A 17,614-nucleotide genomic window follows, 5' to 3' on the forward strand; every position below is an offset into this window, starting at 1 on the left:
AAAGATGGCTACGTAGCTCAGCTGGTTAGAGCACAGCACTCATAATGCTGGGGTCACAGGTTCGATTCCCGTCGTAGCCACCATCTTTGCGGGAGTGGCGAAATTGGTAGACGCACCAGATTTAGGTTCTGGCGCCGCAAGGTGTGCGAGTTCAAGTCTCGCCTCCCGCACCATTTTCTTCGTCGGTTATACTTAAATCGGGTTGAACTGGTTTCGTTTCGGGTTTAAGTTTTAGTGTGTTATTTTCAGGTGGGGTATCGCCAAGCGGTAAGGCACCAGGTTTTGATCCTGGCATACCCTGGTTCGAATCCAGGTACCCCAGCCATAATGCTGAAAACAACCATAACTAAAACGTAAAGCACCAAAAATAACGAACTGGTAACAACAAGATTTTAATGAGAATAGTCAGGTGGGGTATCGCCAAGCGGTAAGGCACCAGGTTTTGATCCTGGCATGCCCTGGTTCGAATCCAGGTACCCCAGCCATATTCCTGAATGTTTTCATAAAATTTACTGTTAACGTAAATGGCTACGTAGCTCAGCTGGTTAGAGCACAGCACTCATAATGCTGGGGTCACAGGTTCGATTCCCGTCGTAGCCACCATTTAAAAATTCAGTTGGGGTATCGCCAAGCGGTAAGGCACCGGATTCTGATTCCGGCATTCCCAGGTTCGAATCCTGGTACCCCAGCCAGATTTTTCAAAGTGTTAACTGAATTGACAACCACCGATAGGTGGTTTTTTTGTTTTTCTGCCACTAAATCTCCCCTATATCTTCATCAAACAGCACTTAATACACGTTATTAAAAATGGCAGGTCATTAGAGTAAGCAATAAATACTTGCCGAAGTCCCATTTCGGGACTACCACGAAGATTATGAAAATAATATCCGTTGCATCACTGAAAGCGTTTTGGGAAAAATTACATGGAAGTCAATTTGGGCTAACGGAGCATTTGCAAAAAAATGCTCCTATCCAAACATATTCGATAAAGAAACAACAATCACACGCCCAACGCATATTTTAGCGCCAGTTTTTTCATCACACCTGAACGTTGTGCTGCCATCAATGCCAGATTACGCATGGTTTTCAAGCCCGGCAAATTATGGCTGAATACCGTATGAAAGAGATCCATTCCTGCCTGCATGACCAAATTATCCGGCATTCTGCGACATTGATAGCGTTTCAGAACTGCCAAAGACTCCCACTTTTCATGCAAGTCCTTAGCATTGATCAATACATTAAGCAAAGTATCAACATCCCGATAGCCCAAATTAACCCCCTGCCCCGCCAATGGGTTAATAGTATGAGCGGCATCTCCCAGTAAAACCAAACCTTCACGTACATAATCGTTGGCATGATGGCGCATCAAAGGAAACGACCCTGTGACAACCGGTGTTACTTTGCCTAAACGGGCTGGAAATGCCTGAAATATTTCCCGTTCAAGTTGTGTCATTGACATCGCTTGTAACTGGCGAATACGAGCGGGAGAGTCATACCACACTAATGAAGCCCATTGTTCAAACAATGGCAGGAAGGCTCTAGGGCCGGAAGGAAAAAATTGCTGCCATGTTATATCTTGCTGAGGCTGTTCAGTTTTGACTGTAATCAGCATACACGACTGACGATATTGCCATCCCCTACTACCGATACCAGCCAATTGCCGAACCTGCGAGCGGGCACCATCGGCGCCAATAATTAAACGTGTGTTTAATTCCGTACCATTAGCCAATTCAACCCGCCATGTTTTATGATCACGTTGCCGATACATCGATTTCAATGTAGCTGGACAGAAAAGCGAGAGATTGGGATGCTGTTCAAATTCCTGCCACAATGCCAACTGCAAAACACGGTTTTCTACCATGTACCCTAATTCCGGTAAACCAAGACTTTCTGCATCGAAAATCACGTTGGAATCATTCTGTTCCCAGGTTTCCAGAGTCCGATAAGGTGCACTACGCATCTGTAAGACATTTTTCCATGCCCCTAGCTGTTTCAATAAATCCACAGAAGCACAGCTAACCGAAGAGACACGAACATCCGGTTCATGAGCTGCATGATAAGGTTGTGGTGTCTGGTGTTCCAATAATGCGACCCGCCAGCCTTCTTGTGCCAACCCCAAAGCCGTTGCTGCACCAATCATGCCTGCACCAACGACAACAATATCGAATTTTTGTTGTGGATTATTCATATTCATCACATTATTAACCTCTTGATTAAAAGTGTACCGGAATTTTCCCTTTCCGGCTGCGAATATCCGGTGTTACAGTCTGGTCACTGGTGTCTCAAATGACTACAATAGCCAGCAACATTATGATGCTAAATACACTGTATTCAATACGCAGATTCAATACACTACGCTTTCAGTGTTGATGCATTATTTCACTGAAAACACCGGATACACAAAATGTCGACGATAAAAAAACTGTATATCAAAACCTGGGGCTGTCAGATGAACGAATACGATTCATCCAAGATGGCCGACCTGCTGGAAACCACTCACGGTTATCAGTTAACCGATGTCGCCGAAGAAGCAGATATCTTACTCCTGAACACATGTTCTATTCGTGAAAAAGCACAAGAAAAAGTCTTCCACCAACTCGGACGCTGGAAAGGGCTGAAAGATAAAAACCCTGAAGTCATCATTGGTGTCGGTGGTTGCGTCGCTTCTCAGGAAGGAGATTACATCCGCCAGCGTGCACCTAGCGTTGATATTATCTTCGGACCACAAACCCTGCACCGTCTGCCGGAAATGATTAATCATGTAAAAGGCACCCGCAGCCCTGTTGTTGATATCAGTTTCCCTGAAATCGAAAAGTTCGACCGTTTGCCAGAGCCGCGAGCTGAAGGCCCGACTGCATTCGTTTCTATCATGGAAGGCTGTAATAAGTACTGCACATTCTGCGTTGTTCCTTACACCCGCGGGGAAGAAGTCAGTCGTCCTTGCGATGATATCCTATTTGAAATTGCCCAACTTGCGGCCCAAGGCGTGCGTGAAGTTAACTTGCTCGGCCAGAATGTTAACGCTTACCGTGGAGCAACATTTGATGGGGATATCTGCACATTTGCAGAATTACTGCGTCTGGTTGCGGCTATTGATGGTATCGACCGTATACGCTTCACCACCAGCCATCCTATCGAATTTACTGACGATATTATCGCCGTTTATGAAGATACACCGGAATTAGTTAGCTTCCTGCATTTGCCCGTCCAGAGTGGCTCTGATCGTATTCTGACCCTGATGAAACGCGCCCATACCGCACTGGAATACAAAGGCATTATTCGCCGCCTGCGTAAAGCACGCCCTGACATTCTCATCAGTTCTGATTTTATCATCGGTTTCCCAGGCGAAACACAAGACGACTTTGAAAAAACGATGAAATTGATTGCCGAAGTTAATTTCGACATGAGTTTCAGCTTCATTTATTCAGCACGTCCGGGAACGCCTGCGGCTGATTTGCCAGACGATGTGAGTGAAGAAGAGAAGAAACAACGCCTGTACCTGCTCCAGCAGCGTATTAACCAACAAGCCATGAGCTATAGCCGCGCCATGCTTAGCAGCACACAGCGCATTTTGGTTGAAGGCCCATCCCGCAAAAATATCATGGAGCTTTCTGGCCGTACTGAGAACAACCGTGTGGTTAATTTCGAAGGTACACCTGATATGATTGGTAAATTTGTTGATGTCGAAATTGTTGATGTTTATGCCAACTCCCTGCGTGGTAAGGTGATCCGTACCGAAGATGAAATGGATTTACGTATCCATGAATCGCCTGCGTCAGTGATTGCCCGTACCCGTAAGGAAGACGAAATCGGCGTTGGCATTTATCAGCCCTAAAAAATAGGTCAACTTTAACAAATAGGCCAGTCTTGACAGGCCCTAATATAGAGATAATCAGTGACACAGATAAACCCACAAGTAGCAACACAAGAGATTTTTCTGGAACCCGCAGACAATCAGAGACTAATGAGCCTGTGTGGCCCACTTGATGACAATCTGAAACAACTTGAACGTCGTCTGGGAGTCGAGATCAACCGCCGCGACAATCGTTTCAAATTGGTGGGCAAACCACTGTGTGTCAGTGCAGTAACAAGCATATTACGCCACCTTTATGTCGAAACCGCACCTGTACGTGGCGTGATACCGGATCTTGAACCTGAACAGATCCATCTCGCAATCACAGAAAGTCGCGTACTGGAACAGTCAGCAGAAAGCGTACCTGCCTACGGCAATGCCGTGAATATCAAAACCAAACGGGGTGTTGTAAAACCCCGCACTCCTAATCAGGCACAGTATATTGCCAATATCCTTGACCATGATATTACATTTGGGATCGGGCCAGCAGGAACAGGTAAAACCTATCTGGCCGTTGCCGCAGCAGTTGATGCACTGGAGCGGCAAGAAATTCGTCGGATACTTCTTACCCGTCCTGCGGTTGAAGCCGGAGAAAAACTGGGATTCTTACCGGGTGATCTGAGCCAGAAAGTTGATCCTTACTTACGTCCACTTTACGATGCCCTGTTTGAGATGCTGGGTTTTGAAAAAGTTGAGAAGCTGATCGAAAGAAATGTTATTGAAGTCGCTCCATTGGCTTATATGCGTGGACGAACACTCAATGATGCTTTTATTATTCTTGATGAAAGTCAGAACACCACCATTGAACAGATGAAAATGTTCCTGACTCGTATTGGCTTTAACTCTAAGGCAGTGATTACTGGTGACGTAACCCAGATCGACCTGCCAAGAGGCCAGAAATCGGGTCTGAGCCATGCAATGGAAGTCTTGTCGGAAGTTAACGAGCTGAGCTTTAATTTCCTCCATAGCGAAGATGTGGTCCGCCACCCTGTAGTTGCCAAAGTGGTTATCGCCTATGAAGCATGGGAAGCTACAGAGCCAAAACGTAAACAGGCGCTTAACGAAAAACGCAGACAGGAAGCGCAATGAGTTCAGTTATATTAGATTTACAAATCGCGTGTGAAAACCCAACAGGACTTCCTGAGGAAGTCCTTTTCCAACGCTGGCTGGAAAGCGTTTTACCACAATTTCAGGCTGAAAGTGAAGTGACAATCCGTGTGGTTGATGAGGCAGAAAGCCACGAATTAAACCTCACTTATCGCGGGAAAGACAAACCAACCAATGTGTTATCCTTCCCATTTGAAGCTCCGCCCGAAGTGGAACTGCCCTTACTCGGTGATTTGATTATATGCCGTCAGGTTGTTGAGAAAGAGGCAAAAGAACAACAAAAAACTGTTGAAGAACACTGGGCACACATGGTAGTTCACGGCTGTCTCCATCTACTTGGATATGACCATATTGAAGATGAAGAAGCGGAAGAAATGGAATCTCTGGAAACAGAAATCCTAAAAAAAATGGGTTATCCTGATCCTTATCTTGCGGAAAAAGAATAACCCCTAAGAACATTTTTATGTTAAACATTACGATCCGTAGCCTATAGATTTCAGGATGCAGCCAATAAAGCTGCCACCTGAAAGACGACAGGTATCTAACTTTAATTAATGAGGAATTTTAATTAAAACGCCATGAGCGACGACCATCCTTCTAGTAACGATAACCCTAGTCCTAAGAAAGGCTTTTTTGCACTTCTTAATCAGATTTTTCACGGTGAGCCGAAAAACCGTAACGATTTGGTTGAACTGATCCGTGATTCTGAGCAGAACGACCTGATTGACCCTGATACCCGAGAGATGCTCGAAGGGGTAATGGATATTGCTGACCAACGCGTGCGTGACATTATGATCCCGCGCTCACAAATCGTTACCTTAAAACGCAATCAATCTCTGGACGAATGTCTGGATGTGATTATCGATTCGGCACACTCTCGCTTTCCTGTGATCAGTGAAGATAAAGATCACATTGAAGGCATCTTGATGGCAAAAGATCTTTTGCCATTTATGCGTACGAATGCGGAGCCTTTCAGCATTGATAAAGTGCTGCGTCAGGCTGTCGTGGTGCCAGAAAGTAAACGGGTTGACCGACTGCTGAAAGAATTCCGTTCTCAACGCTATCATATGGCAATTGTTATTGATGAATTCGGCGGTGTTTCCGGCCTTGTCACGATTGAAGATATACTTGAATTGATTGTGGGGGAAATTGAGGACGAATACGATGATGATGAAGATAACGATATTCGTGCCTTGAGTCGCCATACTTATTCAGTGCGAGCATTGACTCAAATCGAAGACTTTAACGATGTTTTCAGTACTAATTTCAGCGACGAAGAAGTTGATACCATTGGTGGGTTGGTTATGCAGGCATTTGGTCATCTGCCTTCCCGTGGAGAATCCATCAACATCAATGGCTATCACTTCAAAGTAGCAATGGCAGATAGCCGGAAAATCATTCAGGTTCATGTCAAAATACCGAATGATGCTGAAGTTCCTGGCCTTGATAAAGATTAATAGGATCTGGATGAACAAAGCCTCATTAATGAGTTGCCAGCGGCTGCGTGCTTTGCTGGCACTTTTCTTCGGAGCCAGTGGAACACTGGCTTTTTCACCTTTTGACTTCTGGCCCACAGCTCTTGTTTCTCTCTGTGGTCTGCAAATCCTGACACTTAACCGGACTACCCGACAAGCGCTCTTTATTGGCTTCTGCTGGGGCCTTGGCTTGTTTGGTAGTGGCATAAACTGGGTTTATGTCAGTATCGCGAATTTCGGAGGCATGCCAACCGCCATTAATATCTTTTTGGTGATCCTGCTTTCCGCTTATCTCGCTCTTTATCCCGCCCTGTTTGCCGGGCTGCTTAACCGCTTTTTCCCGACCTCAAATGGGATGAGGTTAATCATCGCCAGCCCTGCATTATGGCAATGCACTGAATTTTTGCGGAGTTGGGTATTAACGGGTTTTCCGTGGCTACAATTTGGCTATAGCCAGATTGATGGTCCCTTGAAAGCAGTTGCCCCGATTTTCGGAGTAGAAGGTATCACTTTCCTGCTAATGATGAGCAGTGGCTTGTTAGTTTTTGCTGCCATTCATAAAAAACGCTCATCTGCCATCGCTGCCATTATCTTTTTACTGCTGCCGTGGCCAATGAGACATTATCAGTGGTATACCCTGATGCCGGAAAAATCAACCGATGTAGCACTGATACAAGGCAATATTCCTCAGGAAATAAAATGGGATCCCTCCGTATTGGGGAAAACCCTGGATATTTATCTGGATCATAGCCGACCTTTTATCGGCAAAGTCCCTATTATTATCTGGCCAGAAGCGGCTATACCTGATTACGAGCACAATCAAAATAATTTTCTGACCAAGCTGGATACTCTACTCAGGCAACATAACACTAGCCTGATTACAGGTATTCCCGATGCACGTCCTACACTGGATGGATACAAATTCTATAATAGTATCATTGTGTTAGGGGAAAACACTCCTTACCAATATCCGGCGATTAGCCGCTATGACAAACATCATCTTGTTCCATTTGGTGAGTTTGTTCCTCTGGCATCATTACTGCGCCCATTGGCTCCTTTCTTTAACCTGCCAATGTCCTCTTTCAGCCAGGGAAATTATATCCAACCTCAGCTTTCTGTTGCGGGACACGAAATTACCGCCGCAATCTGCTATGAAATTATTTTGGGCGAACAAGTCCGTGATAACTTCAAACCCAATACAGAGTTTCTGCTGACTGTTTCCAATGATGCCTGGTTTGGACGTTCTATTGGGCCGTGGCAACATTTCCAAATGGCGCGTATGCGTTCCCTTGAACTGGGCCGTCCTCTGTTAAGAGGGACAAATAACGGAATTACAGCGGTAATCAAACCCGATGGTTCAATACAAGCCGAAATTCCACAATTTACTCGTCAAGTTTTGGCAACTAAAGTCACACCAGCCAGCGGTATTACACCTTATTTCCGATTCGGTAATTGGCCAGTCTGGGGAATAACCATCTTGTTTATTTTATTCGGTTTGATAAGCAACCGTCGCCAAATCTAGCTAATTTTTTAGCAATATTCCAGAAAATACCCAATATAAGTCCAGAAGTTTAATTTATTAACTGGACTTATATTTTTTACGTTCTCATCTTGATAATCTCAATAAATATTACCCATCATATTTAATATCAAAACATAAATACTTTTATAAAAGAAAAAATTAAATAATACCCAAAATAAAATAGTTAATCCTAAAAAGTAGAAACTGTGAACAAGATTAAAAATTCTTCACCTCAAAATCACACTTAAACAAAATTGTTTATTTTTAGTGCGAAGTGGCTCGCGAAATGAAAACATATGGTTTAAAAAAAGTAACATTATGAATTATTTTTTTACAACCCATACACAAAATAATTCAAAAAATCGTTTTTATAAAAACAGAAGCACCAATATGTGCAAGCAAACCCAACTTTGCGCAAAGCAGTTTGTAGAAAACCCATTGTACACAACAAACTGTACAAAATAAGTTGCGCAAAACAACCAAATGAAGGAGCTATGTATGCGTAAATTGATGTTAACCATGATGTTGCTTAGCGCAGTAGGGGCTGTCCATGCTGAGGAATTGACTGGAACATTAAAAAAAATCAAAGACAGTGGTGTTGTTGCTGTCGGACACAGAGAATCTTCTGTTCCATTTGCTTACTATGATGGTAAACAGAATGTTGTCGGTTACGCCCAGGACTATTCCAATTTAATTGTGGAGGCAATTAAGAAAAAAATTAATGTGCCCAACCTGCAAGTTAAGCTGATCCCTGTCACTTCTCAAAACCGTATTCCATTGCTACAAAACGGTACTTTTGATTTTGAATGTGGTTCAACCACTAACACCCCTGAGCGCCAAAAACAAGCTGCGTTCTCCAATACCATCTTTATCGTCAACACCCGCCTGCTGACTAATAAGGATTCAGGGATCAAAGGATTTGACGATCTGACTGGAAAAAATGTCGTTGTAAGTGCAGGCACAACTTCTGAGATATTGTTGAATAAACTTAATGACGAAAAGAAAATGAAAATGCGCATTATTAGTGCAAAAGATCATGGCGATTCATTCCGTACGCTGGAATCAGGCCGCGCTGTTGCCTTCATGGTTGATGATGCACTACTGGCAGGCGAACGGGCAAAAGCAAAAAAACCTGATCAGTGGATTATCGTCGGTGAACCCCAATCCAAAGAAGCTTACGGTTGTATGATGCGCAAAGACGATCCTCAATTCAAAAAGTTACTGGATGACACTGTTGCAGAAATACAAACTTCTGGTCGGGCAGAAAAAATGTTTGATCGCTGGTTCAAAGCGCCAATTCCACCTAAGAATTTGAACCTGAACTTCACTCTGCCAGACGAAATGAACGCTTTGTTTAAAGCACCAAATGATAAGTCTCTAAATTAATAAACCGAAGATCCCGATTTTATTGGCACGACGGGTATGAGGTAGTCGTTCCCTACCTCATTTTTTTTATGTTTCAGGGAGCATGCGTATGTCAGTTGATTGGAATTGGGGCATCTTTCTGCAAGAAGCCCCTTTTGGTAATACCACCTACCTTGGGTGGATCATTTCTGGATTGCAGGTGACAATTGCTCTTTCTATCTGCGCCTGGATTATTGCGTTTATTGTCGGTTCGTTTTTCGGCATTCTTCGTACTGTTCCGAATAAATTTCTGGCAGGGCTAGGAACCTGTTACGTTGAACTGTTCCGTAACATTCCTCTTATCGTCCAGTTTTTTGTATGGTATCTGGTTGTACCAGAATTCCTGCCTAAAGACCTGAGTCATTGGTTCAAGATGGATTTGGATCCCAATATCCAATTTTTCCTTTCCTCGGTAATTTGTCTGGGGCTCTTCACTGCGGCCCGTGTATGCGAACAGGTTCGTGCAGCCATTCAATCACTGCCACGAGGACAAAAAGCCGCAGGGCTGGCAATGGGTTTGACCCTGCCACAAACCTACCGTTATGTCCTGCTACCTAATGCCTATCGTGTCATTACGCCACCAATGACATCAGAAATGCTTAATCTGGTGAAAAATTCCGCGATTGCCTCAACCATCGGTTTGGTAGATATGGCAGCACAAGCAGGAAAATTACTGGATTATTCAGCGCATGCGTATGAAACATTTACAGCAATCACTCTGGCATATGTTGGTATCAATCTCGTTATCATGTTTGCAATGAGTATGCTTGAGAAAAAAATACGGTTGCCGGGCAACATGGGGGGACGATGAGAATGTATCAATTTGACTGGAGTTCCATTATTCCTAGCCTTCCCCTGTTGTTAGACGGGTTAATCATCACTGCTGAAATTACCATAATAGCCATTATCATCGGTATTGCCTGGGGAACGGCTCTGGCAGTTATGCGACTTTCTTCCATTAAGGTACTGAGCTGGTTTGCCACCTTATATGTCAACCTTTTCCGCTCTGTACCACTGGTAATGGTATTGTTATGGTTTTATTTAATTGTACCTAACTTAGTCCAAAACGTTCTAGGCATATCACCAAAAACTGATATTCGTTTAATCTCTGCAATGGTAGCGTTCTCGCTCTTTGAAGCAGCCTATTATTCCGAAATTATTCGGGCTGGTATTCAGAGTATTTCCCGTGGTCAGTCATCTGCGTCATTAGCACTGGGAATGACGCATATGCAAAGCATGCGTCTGGTCATCTTGCCACAGGCATTCCGTGCGATGATCCCATTACTGCTAACACAAGGCATTGTATTATTTCAGGATACCTCTCTGGTATATGTATTGAGTCTGGCCGATTTTTTCCGTACAGCAGCCAATATCGGTGAGCGCGATGGCACACAGATTGAAATGGTTCTGTTTGCCGGTTTTATTTATTTTGTGATTAGTTTTTCCGCTTCCATGCTGGTTAACTATTTGAAGAAAAGGATTATTTAATGATTTCCCTGAAAAATGTATCCAAGTGGTATGGCCAATTTCAGGTTCTGAATGACTGCTCAACTGAAGTCAAAAAAGGCGAAGTCGTGGTAGTCTGTGGGCCTTCTGGTTCCGGTAAATCCACGCTGATAAAAACAGTCAATGGCCTTGAAGCTGTCCAGCAAGGTGAAATTTGGGTAAACGGAACAAACGTGAATGATAAAGGCACAAATCTGGCTCAACTACGTTCCAAAGTTGGCATGGTGTTTCAACATTTTGAACTGTTTCCCCATCTGTCTATCATAGACAATCTGACACTGGCTCAGGTCAAGGTTTTAAAGCGTGATAAACAAGCTGCGACTGAAAAAGGCTTAAAGCTATTAGAGCGTGTTGGATTGGCAAATCACGCCAATAAATTTCCTGCCCAACTTTCTGGTGGGCAACAACAACGTGTCGCCATCGCCCGTGCGCTTTGCATGGATCCCATCGCCATGCTGTTTGACGAACCGACTTCCGCCCTTGATCCAGAAATGATCAATGAAGTCCTGGATGTTATGGTTAAACTGGCTAACGAAGGAATGACCATGATGGTTGTTACCCATGAAATGGGATTTGCCAAAAAAGTTGCCCATCGCGTTATCTTTATGGATGAAGGCACTATTGTCGAAGACAGCAAGAAAGAAGAGTTCTTCGCCAACCCTCAATCAGAACGTGCCCGTGATTTTCTGGCGAAGATCCTGCACTAATTTACCTCTGTCGGCGGATAATACGTTACCGCCGACTTTAAACCATGACTAAATTCAGTAATTTTCCGTGTTCTTCCTATAACAAGTGTTGTTGCCCCAATTCCTATCCGCTATGCTATGTCATCCTAAATTTCATAAACAAACACGCTCGCTAAAAGCGTAGCTTTATTACTCACCATAGGATTATCGGTGCCATGCAAGAACAATATCGTCCAGAAGACATAGAGCAACAAGTCCAGCTTCATTGGCAAGAGAAGCAAACTTTTAAAGTGACCGAAGACAGCAGCAAAGAAAAATACTATTGCCTGTCTATGCTACCTTATCCTTCTGGCCGACTACATATGGGCCATGTTCGTAATTACACTATTGGTGATGTGATTTCCCGTTACCAGCGTATGCTTGGCAAAAACGTACTACAACCTATCGGTTGGGATGCATTCGGCCTGCCAGCAGAAGGCGCTGCAGTTAAGAACAAAACCGCCCCGGCTCCGTGGACTTATTCCAACATCGAATACATGAAAGATCAGCTGAAAATGCTGGGATTCGGTTATGATTGGGATCGTGAAGTCACAACCTGTACACCAGAGTATTATCGCTGGGAGCAGTGGTTCTTTACTAAGTTGTATGAAAAAGGACTGGTTTACAAAAAAACCTCTGCTGTTAACTGGTGCCCAAATGACCTGACAGTTCTGGCAAATGAACAAGTTATTGATGGCTGCTGCTGGCGTTGTGACAGCCAGGTAGAACGCAAAGAAATCCCACAGTGGTTTATTAAAATCACCGATTATGCAGAAGAACTGTTAAATGATCTGGATAAGCTGGAAGACTGGCCTGAACAGGTTAAAGTCATGCAGCGTAACTGGATCGGTCGTTCTGAAGGTGTCGAAATCACCTTTGATGTCGCTGATAGCCAAGAAAAACTGACCGTTTATACTACCCGCCCAGATACCTTTATGGGAACGACCTATGTTGCCGTAGCCGCAGGTCATCCCCTGGCAAAACAAGCTGCGGAAAATAATCCAGAGCTGGCTGAATTCATCAATGAATGCCGTAATACCAAAGTTGCCGAAGCAGACATGGCAACTATGGAGAAAAAAGGCATGTCAACCGGTATGTCCGTCATCCACCCATTAACCCATGAACGCATCGCTATCTGGGTTGCTAACTTCGTACTGATGGAATACGGCACGGGTGCTGTTATGGCAGTTCCAGCCCATGACCAACGCGATTGGGAGTTTGCCACTAAATACAACCTGCCAATGAAAGTGGTTATTCTGGATAACGATGGTAACGTACCAACGGTTCAGGAAGCGGCTGTCACCGATAAAAATGCTCTGGTTAATTCCGGTGAGTTCAGTGGATTGAGCCACGAAGAAGGCTTCAATGCCATCGCAGATAAGCTGGTTGAGATGGGCGTTGGCAAACGCAAAGTTAACTATCGTCTGCGTGACTGGGGGGTTTCTCGTCAGCGTTACTGGGGGGCACCAATTCCAATGGCAACACTGGAAGATGGTACTGTTGTAACTGTTCCTGAAGATCAACTGCCAGTGATCCTGCCAGAAGATGTTGTGATGGATGGCATTACCAGCCCAATCAAAGCTGACCCTGAGTGGGCAAAAACCACTATCAACGGCCAACCGGCTCTGCGTGAAACCGATACCTTCGATACCTTTATGGAATCATCATGGTATTACGCACGCTATACTTGCCCGGATTACGACAAAGGTATGCTTGATTCTGCTGCCGCTAACTATTGGCTGCCAGTGGATCAATATATCGGTGGTATTGAACACGCTATCATGCACCTGATGTATTTCCGTTTCTTCCACAAATTGATGCGGGACGCAGGCCTGGTTAATTCTGATGAACCAGCAAAACGTCTGTTGTGTCAAGGCATGGTTCTGGCTGATGCTTTCTATTACATCGGCAGCAACGGTGAAAAAGTTTGGGTGTCACCGGCCGATGCAATTATTGAACGTGATGAAAAAGGCCGCATCATAAAAGCAATGGATCAGGCGGGTCATGAGTTGATCTATACTGGCATGAGCAAAATGTCAAAATCCAAAAATAACGGTATCGATCCACAACTTATGGTTGATAAATATGGCGCAGATACCGTTCGCTTGTTTATGATGTTCGCTGCACCACCAGAGCTGACTCTGGAATGGCAAGAGTCTGGTGTGGAAGGGGCTAACCGTTTCCTGAAACGTGTATGGCGTCTGGTTCATGAGCACGTTAATAAAAACGCAGACAAAGGCGAACCTCAGCTGTTGGATATTGCTAACTTGACAACAGAGCAGAAAGATTTGCGTCGTGATCTGCACAAAACGATAGCTAAAGTTACTGATGATATCGGTCGCCGCCAGGCATTCAATACCGCAGTTGCCGCTATCATGGAACTGATGAACAAACTGACCCGTGCACCACAGGAAACAGAGCAGGATCGTGCTCTGATGCAAGAAGCGCTGACAGCAATTGTGCGTATGCTTTCACCTATCACTCCACATGCTTGTTTCGTTATGTGGAAAGCACTCGGTAATGAAAGTGACATTGATGTTGCCGAATGGCCGCAGGCTGATGAACAGGCAATGGTTGATGATACTAAACTGGTCATCATCCAGATTAACGGTAAAGTCCGTGGACGCGTTACTGTACCGGCAGATGCGACAAAAGAGTACGTTCAGGAGATGGCCACTCAAGAATACAGCGTAACGAAATATCTTGAAGGCGTTGGTATTCGTAAGGTCATCTATGTTCCGGGCAAATTGCTAAATCTGGTCGTTGGCTGATATTAGCTGATAATGGGAGGCCATTCTTGTGATAAAAAGCGTGGCAGTAAATGTGATAGGAAAGAATATGCGGCATCGTATTTTCACGTTGTTGCTGGGGTTAGCGGTGCTGGTCACCGCTGGCTGCGGTTTTCACCTTCGTGGCACAACACAAGTACCAAAAGAACTTCAGACGTTACAATTAAGTTCAAGTGATCCATACGGACCATTGGCACGAGCAGTACGCCAGCAATTACGTCTGAATGACGTCAAAATTGTTGAACAGGCCAGTGCCTCTGTTCCGATCCTGAAACTGTTAGGTTCAAGTGAAAACAAAGACACTGTATCAGTATTTCAGGATGGTAAAGCAGCAGAACGTCAGCTAGTACTGAATGTTGATGCACAAGTTCTGATGCCGAATGGCAGCATCTATCCATTGCAGGCAAGGGTTGATCGCGCTTTCTTCGATAACCCATTGGAAGCCCTGGCAAAAGATGCAGAAAATGAACTGGTTCAGCAAGAAATGCGTGAACAAGCTGCCCGCCAGCTTATACGCCAACTGCTGACAGTTCAAAGCGCAGAACAGCTAAAATCGGCTAAAAAACAGCAAGCAGCAACTACGCAAAAACAATGATCAGACTCTATCCTGAACAACTTCTTTCGCAGCTCAATGAAGGGCTGCGAAGCAGCTACCTGTTATGGGGCAACGAACCGTTGTTGCTACAGGAAAGTCAGGACAACATTCGTAGAGTGGCTGAACAGCATGGCTTTGTAGAACATTTCTCGTTTTCATTGGATAACCATACCGAATGGGATGAAATCTTCAGCCTATGTCAGTCACTCAGCCTTTTCGCCAGCCGTCAGTCAATTACTTTGTTATTACCTGAGAATGGCCCCAATACGGCAATGGCCGAACGTCTGACCAAACTTTCTGAATTATTGCATGAAGATATTCTGTTAGTACTGCGTGGGCATAAACTGACCAAAGCACAAGAAAACAGCGCCTGGTTCAAAGCAATTGGAAAGAATGGTGTCTATGTCAGTTGCCTTAACCCGGAACAAAATCGTCTTCCCCAATGGGTGGCACAACGCGCTAAAAGTATGGGCTTGTCACTGGAAGATGAAGCTAACCAATTATTATGCTATTGCTACGAAGGCAACCTGCTGGCACTGTCTCAAGCATTAGAACGCCTTTCATTACTCTACCCCGATAATCGGCTAACTCTTCATCGAGTTGAAGACGCAGTCAATGATGCGGCACATTTCACTCCTTATCATTGGGTTGATGCTCTGCTGGCAGGCAAGATCAAGCGGGCATGGCATATCCTGAAACAACTACGACAAGAAGATACCGAAGCAATTATTTTACTCCGCACGATACAGCGGGAACTTATGCTGCTGTTGACACTTAAGCGTCAGGAAAAAACGACACCGTTGAAGACACTGTTTGATCAACATAAAGTGTGGCAAAACCGCCGGACGCTTCTGACAACGGCATTACAGCGGCTGTCATTACAAGATCTACACTCGGCTATATATTTGTTAACCCAGATGGAACTGTGCATCAAACAGGATTATGGCCAATCGATTTGGGCTGACCTGGAAACACTTTCTATGCTGTTACTATACGGAAACACCCTCGGAAAAACGCACGGAAAAATATTACCAGAGAGCTTTTTGAATGCTTCATACCACTAATTCATCCTTAAATTCACCGATTATTCATGCGTTATTTGGTGGCACTTTTGATCCTATCCATTATGGCCATTTGCTCCCGGTGGAAGCATTAGCGAAACAAGTAGGTCTTAAGCAAGTTATTTTGTTACCTAATCATGTCCCACCACACCGTCCTCAACCCGAAGCGTCTCCTCAACAACGGTTGGAAATGGTGTATCTGGCGGTACAGGATAACCCGCTTTTCACAGTTGATACTCGGGAATTACAACGTCAGACACCTTCTTACACCATCGAAACATTGAAATCATTCCGTGAAGAAGTTGGGGAACGATGTCCATTGGCATTCATCATAGGACAAGACTCTCTGCAATCTATCCATACATGGCATCGCTGGACAGAATTATTGGATATCTGTCATCTATTGGTCTGCTCCCGTCCAGGATATGCAAAACAATTGGCAACCCCAAAAATGCAGAAATGGCTTGAACAACACCAAGTTGATACTCCAACCCCATTAAGCCAGAAATCACATGGTTATATTTACCTGGCTGAAACTCCGTTATTAGACATTTCAGCAACTGATATACGTCAGCGTCATCAACAAGGTTTGAACTGTGATGATTTACTGCCTCCATCAATACAAAATTATATTGATTCACGTAAGTTATATAGCTGATAGTTAAATCATTATGGGATTTCCCCGTTGAGCTGCTTACGTTTATAGAGACGGACATGCTATTATTCTACGTTACACAACTAATTTGATGAAATTAAGGTGATCCTTTTGCAAGGCACAGAACTACAACAATTTATTATTGATAAACTTGAAGATTCCAAAGCACAGGATATTGTTTCTATAGATGTTCGAGGAAAATCCAGTATTACAGACTGCATGGTTATCTGCACTGGTACATCAAGTCGCCATCTGATGTCAGTCGCAGACAATCTTGTTGATGACTGCCGTAAAGCGGGCATCATGCCTCTGGGTGTCGAAGGGCAAGGCATTTCAGATTGGATCGTTGTTGACCTCGGCGAAGTGATGGTACATGTCATGCAGGAAGACAGCCGTCGCATGTATGAACTGGAAAAACTCTGGAGCTGAGTTTGAAGTTACAACTTGTCGCTGTAGGAACAAAAATGCCGGACTGGGTGCAGACCGGCTTTACGGATTACCTGCATCGTTTTCCCAAAGACATGCCATTCGAATTAATTGAAATTCCGGCTGGGAAACGAGGCAAAAACGCCGACATCAAACGTATTCTGGAAAAAGAAGGCGAACAGATGCTGTCGGTTGTCAATAAAGGCAATCGCATTGTTACACTGGATATCCCCGGATCTCGTTGGGATACTCCCCAGTTGGCACAACAACTTGAACGCTGGAAACAGGACGGCAGAAATGTCAGTTTGCTGATTGGAGGCCCGGAAGGTTTAGCGCCTGCCTGTAAAGCCGCCGCAGAACAAAGCTGGTCTCTTTCTCCACTGACTCTTCCACATCCTCTGGTACGGGTTTTGGTTGCCGAAAGCTTGTACCGGGCATGGAGCATCACAACTAATCACCCTTATCATCGGGAATAAATTAGGTAATCTATCACCGT

16 protein-coding genes and 6 tRNA genes are annotated in these 17,614 nt (G+C 44.4%); 21 read left to right on the forward strand and 1 reads right to left on the reverse strand.

Going from position 1 to position 17,614, the window contains the following annotated elements:
• The first annotated feature begins 6 nt into the window (after nt 1-6).
• From Xind_RS03425 to Xind_RS03450, 6 genes are all read left to right on the forward strand, one after another.
• A tRNA-Met gene (locus Xind_RS03425) sits at nt 7-83 on the forward strand.
• Between the two features lie 5 nt (nt 84-88).
• A tRNA-Leu gene (locus Xind_RS03430) sits at nt 89-173 on the forward strand.
• 77 nt (nt 174-250) lie between these two features.
• Nucleotides 251-325, forward strand: a tRNA-Gln gene (locus Xind_RS03435).
• Nucleotides 326-410: 85 nt separating this feature from the next.
• Nucleotides 411-485, forward strand: a tRNA-Gln gene (locus Xind_RS03440).
• 41 nt (nt 486-526) lie between these two features.
• A tRNA-Met gene (locus Xind_RS03445) sits at nt 527-603 on the forward strand.
• A gap of 14 nt (nt 604-617) precedes the next feature.
• Nucleotides 618-692 (forward strand) — tRNA-Gln (locus Xind_RS03450).
• Nucleotides 693-1,000: 308 nt separating this feature from the next.
• On the opposite strand, the gene ubiF is transcribed toward Xind_RS03450, so the two are convergent.
• Nucleotides 1,001-2,188 (reverse strand): 3-demethoxyubiquinol 3-hydroxylase, encoded by a 1,188-nt coding sequence (ubiF, locus tag Xind_RS03455; RefSeq protein ID WP_047683205.1) that lies wholly within the window; start codon nt 2,186-2,188, stop codon nt 1,001-1,003.
• Between the two features lie 216 nt (nt 2,189-2,404).
• On the opposite strand from ubiF, the gene miaB reads away from it, so the two are divergent.
• The 15 genes from miaB to rlmH all read left to right on the forward strand — a co-directional run bounded on the left by miaB (nt 2,405) and on the right by rlmH (nt 17,594).
• Nucleotides 2,405-3,835 carry a tRNA (N6-isopentenyl adenosine(37)-C2)-methylthiotransferase MiaB gene (gene miaB, locus Xind_RS03460; RefSeq protein ID WP_187649490.1) on the forward strand — a complete coding sequence of 477 codons (1,431 nt, stop codon included), beginning with the start codon at nt 2,405-2,407 and terminating at the stop codon, nt 3,833-3,835.
• Between the two features lie 129 nt (nt 3,836-3,964).
• Nucleotides 3,965-4,942 (forward strand): PhoH family protein, encoded by a 978-nt coding sequence (locus tag Xind_RS03465; protein WP_246432459.1) that lies wholly within the window; start codon nt 3,965-3,967, stop codon nt 4,940-4,942.
• On the forward strand, nt 4,939-5,406 hold the full coding sequence (ybeY, locus tag Xind_RS03470) for an rRNA maturation RNase YbeY (protein WP_047683186.1): 468 nt from the start codon (nt 4,939-4,941) through the stop codon (nt 5,404-5,406). The genes Xind_RS03465 and ybeY overlap by 4 nt, the downstream gene beginning before the upstream one ends.
• A gap of 132 nt (nt 5,407-5,538) precedes the next feature.
• Entirely contained in the window at nt 5,539-6,417 is an 879-nt protein-coding gene (gene corC / locus Xind_RS03475; protein WP_047683184.1) for a CNNM family magnesium/cobalt transport protein CorC, read from the forward strand.
• Between the two features lie 10 nt (nt 6,418-6,427).
• Entirely contained in the window at nt 6,428-7,957 is a 1,530-nt protein-coding gene (gene lnt / locus Xind_RS03480) for an apolipoprotein N-acyltransferase (protein WP_047683182.1), read from the forward strand.
• A gap of 498 nt (nt 7,958-8,455) precedes the next feature.
• On the forward strand, nt 8,456-9,343 hold the full coding sequence (locus tag Xind_RS03485) for a glutamate/aspartate ABC transporter substrate-binding protein (protein WP_047683180.1): 888 nt from the start codon (nt 8,456-8,458) through the stop codon (nt 9,341-9,343).
• Nucleotides 9,344-9,431: 88 nt separating this feature from the next.
• Nucleotides 9,432-10,172, forward strand: coding sequence for an amino acid ABC transporter permease (locus tag Xind_RS03490; protein WP_047683178.1), 741 nt, complete (start codon nt 9,432-9,434; stop codon nt 10,170-10,172).
• 2 nt (nt 10,173-10,174) lie between these two features.
• Entirely contained in the window at nt 10,175-10,849 is a 675-nt protein-coding gene (gltK, locus tag Xind_RS03495) for a glutamate/aspartate ABC transporter permease GltK (protein WP_047683176.1), read from the forward strand.
• On the forward strand, nt 10,849-11,574 hold the full coding sequence (locus Xind_RS03500) for an amino acid ABC transporter ATP-binding protein (protein ID WP_047683174.1): 726 nt from the start codon (nt 10,849-10,851) through the stop codon (nt 11,572-11,574). Before gltK ends, Xind_RS03500 begins: the two co-directional genes overlap by 1 nt.
• Nucleotides 11,575-11,768: 194 nt before the next feature.
• Complete coding sequence (leuS, locus tag Xind_RS03505; protein ID WP_187649492.1) at nt 11,769-14,363, forward strand: leucine--tRNA ligase; 2,595 nt, start codon at nt 11,769-11,771, stop codon at nt 14,361-14,363.
• A 67-nt stretch (nt 14,364-14,430) separates the two neighbouring features.
• A complete protein-coding gene (lptE, locus tag Xind_RS03510) occupies nt 14,431-14,976 on the forward strand; it encodes an LPS assembly lipoprotein LptE (protein WP_052189607.1) in 546 nt (181 codons plus the stop codon).
• Entirely contained in the window at nt 14,973-16,040 is a 1,068-nt protein-coding gene (gene holA / locus Xind_RS03515) for a DNA polymerase III subunit delta (RefSeq protein ID WP_187649493.1), read from the forward strand. The genes lptE and holA overlap by 4 nt, the downstream gene beginning before the upstream one ends.
• The gene (gene nadD, locus Xind_RS03520) at nt 16,024-16,695 is read left to right on the forward strand and encodes a nicotinate-nucleotide adenylyltransferase (RefSeq protein ID WP_187649494.1); all 672 of its coding nucleotides are present in this window, start codon (nt 16,024-16,026) and stop codon (nt 16,693-16,695) included. Before holA ends, nadD begins: the two co-directional genes overlap by 17 nt.
• Before the next feature lie 99 nt (nt 16,696-16,794).
• Complete coding sequence (gene rsfS, locus Xind_RS03525) at nt 16,795-17,121, forward strand: ribosome silencing factor (RefSeq protein ID WP_081989069.1); 327 nt, start codon at nt 16,795-16,797, stop codon at nt 17,119-17,121.
• 2 nt (nt 17,122-17,123) lie between these two features.
• Nucleotides 17,124-17,594, forward strand: coding sequence for a 23S rRNA (pseudouridine(1915)-N(3))-methyltransferase RlmH (gene rlmH, locus Xind_RS03530; protein WP_187649495.1), 471 nt, complete (start codon nt 17,124-17,126; stop codon nt 17,592-17,594).
• Nucleotides 17,595-17,614: the final 20 nt, after the last annotated feature.

Origin of the sequence: Xenorhabdus indica (assembly GCF_014467235.1) — a bacterium.
Classification (GTDB): Bacteria; Pseudomonadota; Gammaproteobacteria; order Enterobacterales; family Enterobacteriaceae; genus Xenorhabdus; species Xenorhabdus indica.

What these genes read in the sequence shown, in the direction of transcription:
- Xind_RS03485 (WP_047683180.1), top strand. Translation starts at nt 8,456, where the DNA reads ATGCGTAAATTGATGTTAACCATGATGTTGCTTAGCGCAGTAGGGGCT.
- ybeY (WP_047683186.1), top strand. Translation starts at nt 4,939, where the DNA reads ATGAGTTCAGTTATATTAGATTTACAAATCGCGTGTGAAAACCCAACA.
- Xind_RS03500 (WP_047683174.1), top strand. Translation starts at nt 10,849, where the DNA reads ATGATTTCCCTGAAAAATGTATCCAAGTGGTATGGCCAATTTCAGGTT.
- corC (WP_047683184.1), top strand. Translation starts at nt 5,539, where the DNA reads ATGAGCGACGACCATCCTTCTAGTAACGATAACCCTAGTCCTAAGAAA.
- leuS (WP_187649492.1), top strand. Translation starts at nt 11,769, where the DNA reads ATGCAAGAACAATATCGTCCAGAAGACATAGAGCAACAAGTCCAGCTT.
- Xind_RS03465 (WP_246432459.1), top strand. Translation starts at nt 3,965, where the DNA reads ATGAGCCTGTGTGGCCCACTTGATGACAATCTGAAACAACTTGAACGT.
- gltK (WP_047683176.1), top strand. Translation starts at nt 10,175, where the DNA reads ATGTATCAATTTGACTGGAGTTCCATTATTCCTAGCCTTCCCCTGTTG.
- nadD (WP_187649494.1), top strand. Translation starts at nt 16,024, where the DNA reads ATGCTTCATACCACTAATTCATCCTTAAATTCACCGATTATTCATGCG.
- lptE (WP_052189607.1), top strand. Translation starts at nt 14,431, where the DNA reads ATGCGGCATCGTATTTTCACGTTGTTGCTGGGGTTAGCGGTGCTGGTC.
- miaB (WP_187649490.1), top strand. Translation starts at nt 2,405, where the DNA reads ATGTCGACGATAAAAAAACTGTATATCAAAACCTGGGGCTGTCAGATG.
- holA (WP_187649493.1), top strand. Translation starts at nt 14,973, where the DNA reads ATGATCAGACTCTATCCTGAACAACTTCTTTCGCAGCTCAATGAAGGG.
- ubiF (WP_047683205.1), bottom strand. Translation starts at nt 2,188, where the DNA reads ATGAATAATCCACAACAAAAATTCGATATTGTTGTCGTTGGTGCAGGC.
- lnt (WP_047683182.1), top strand. Translation starts at nt 6,428, where the DNA reads ATGAACAAAGCCTCATTAATGAGTTGCCAGCGGCTGCGTGCTTTGCTG.
- Xind_RS03490 (WP_047683178.1), top strand. Translation starts at nt 9,432, where the DNA reads ATGTCAGTTGATTGGAATTGGGGCATCTTTCTGCAAGAAGCCCCTTTT.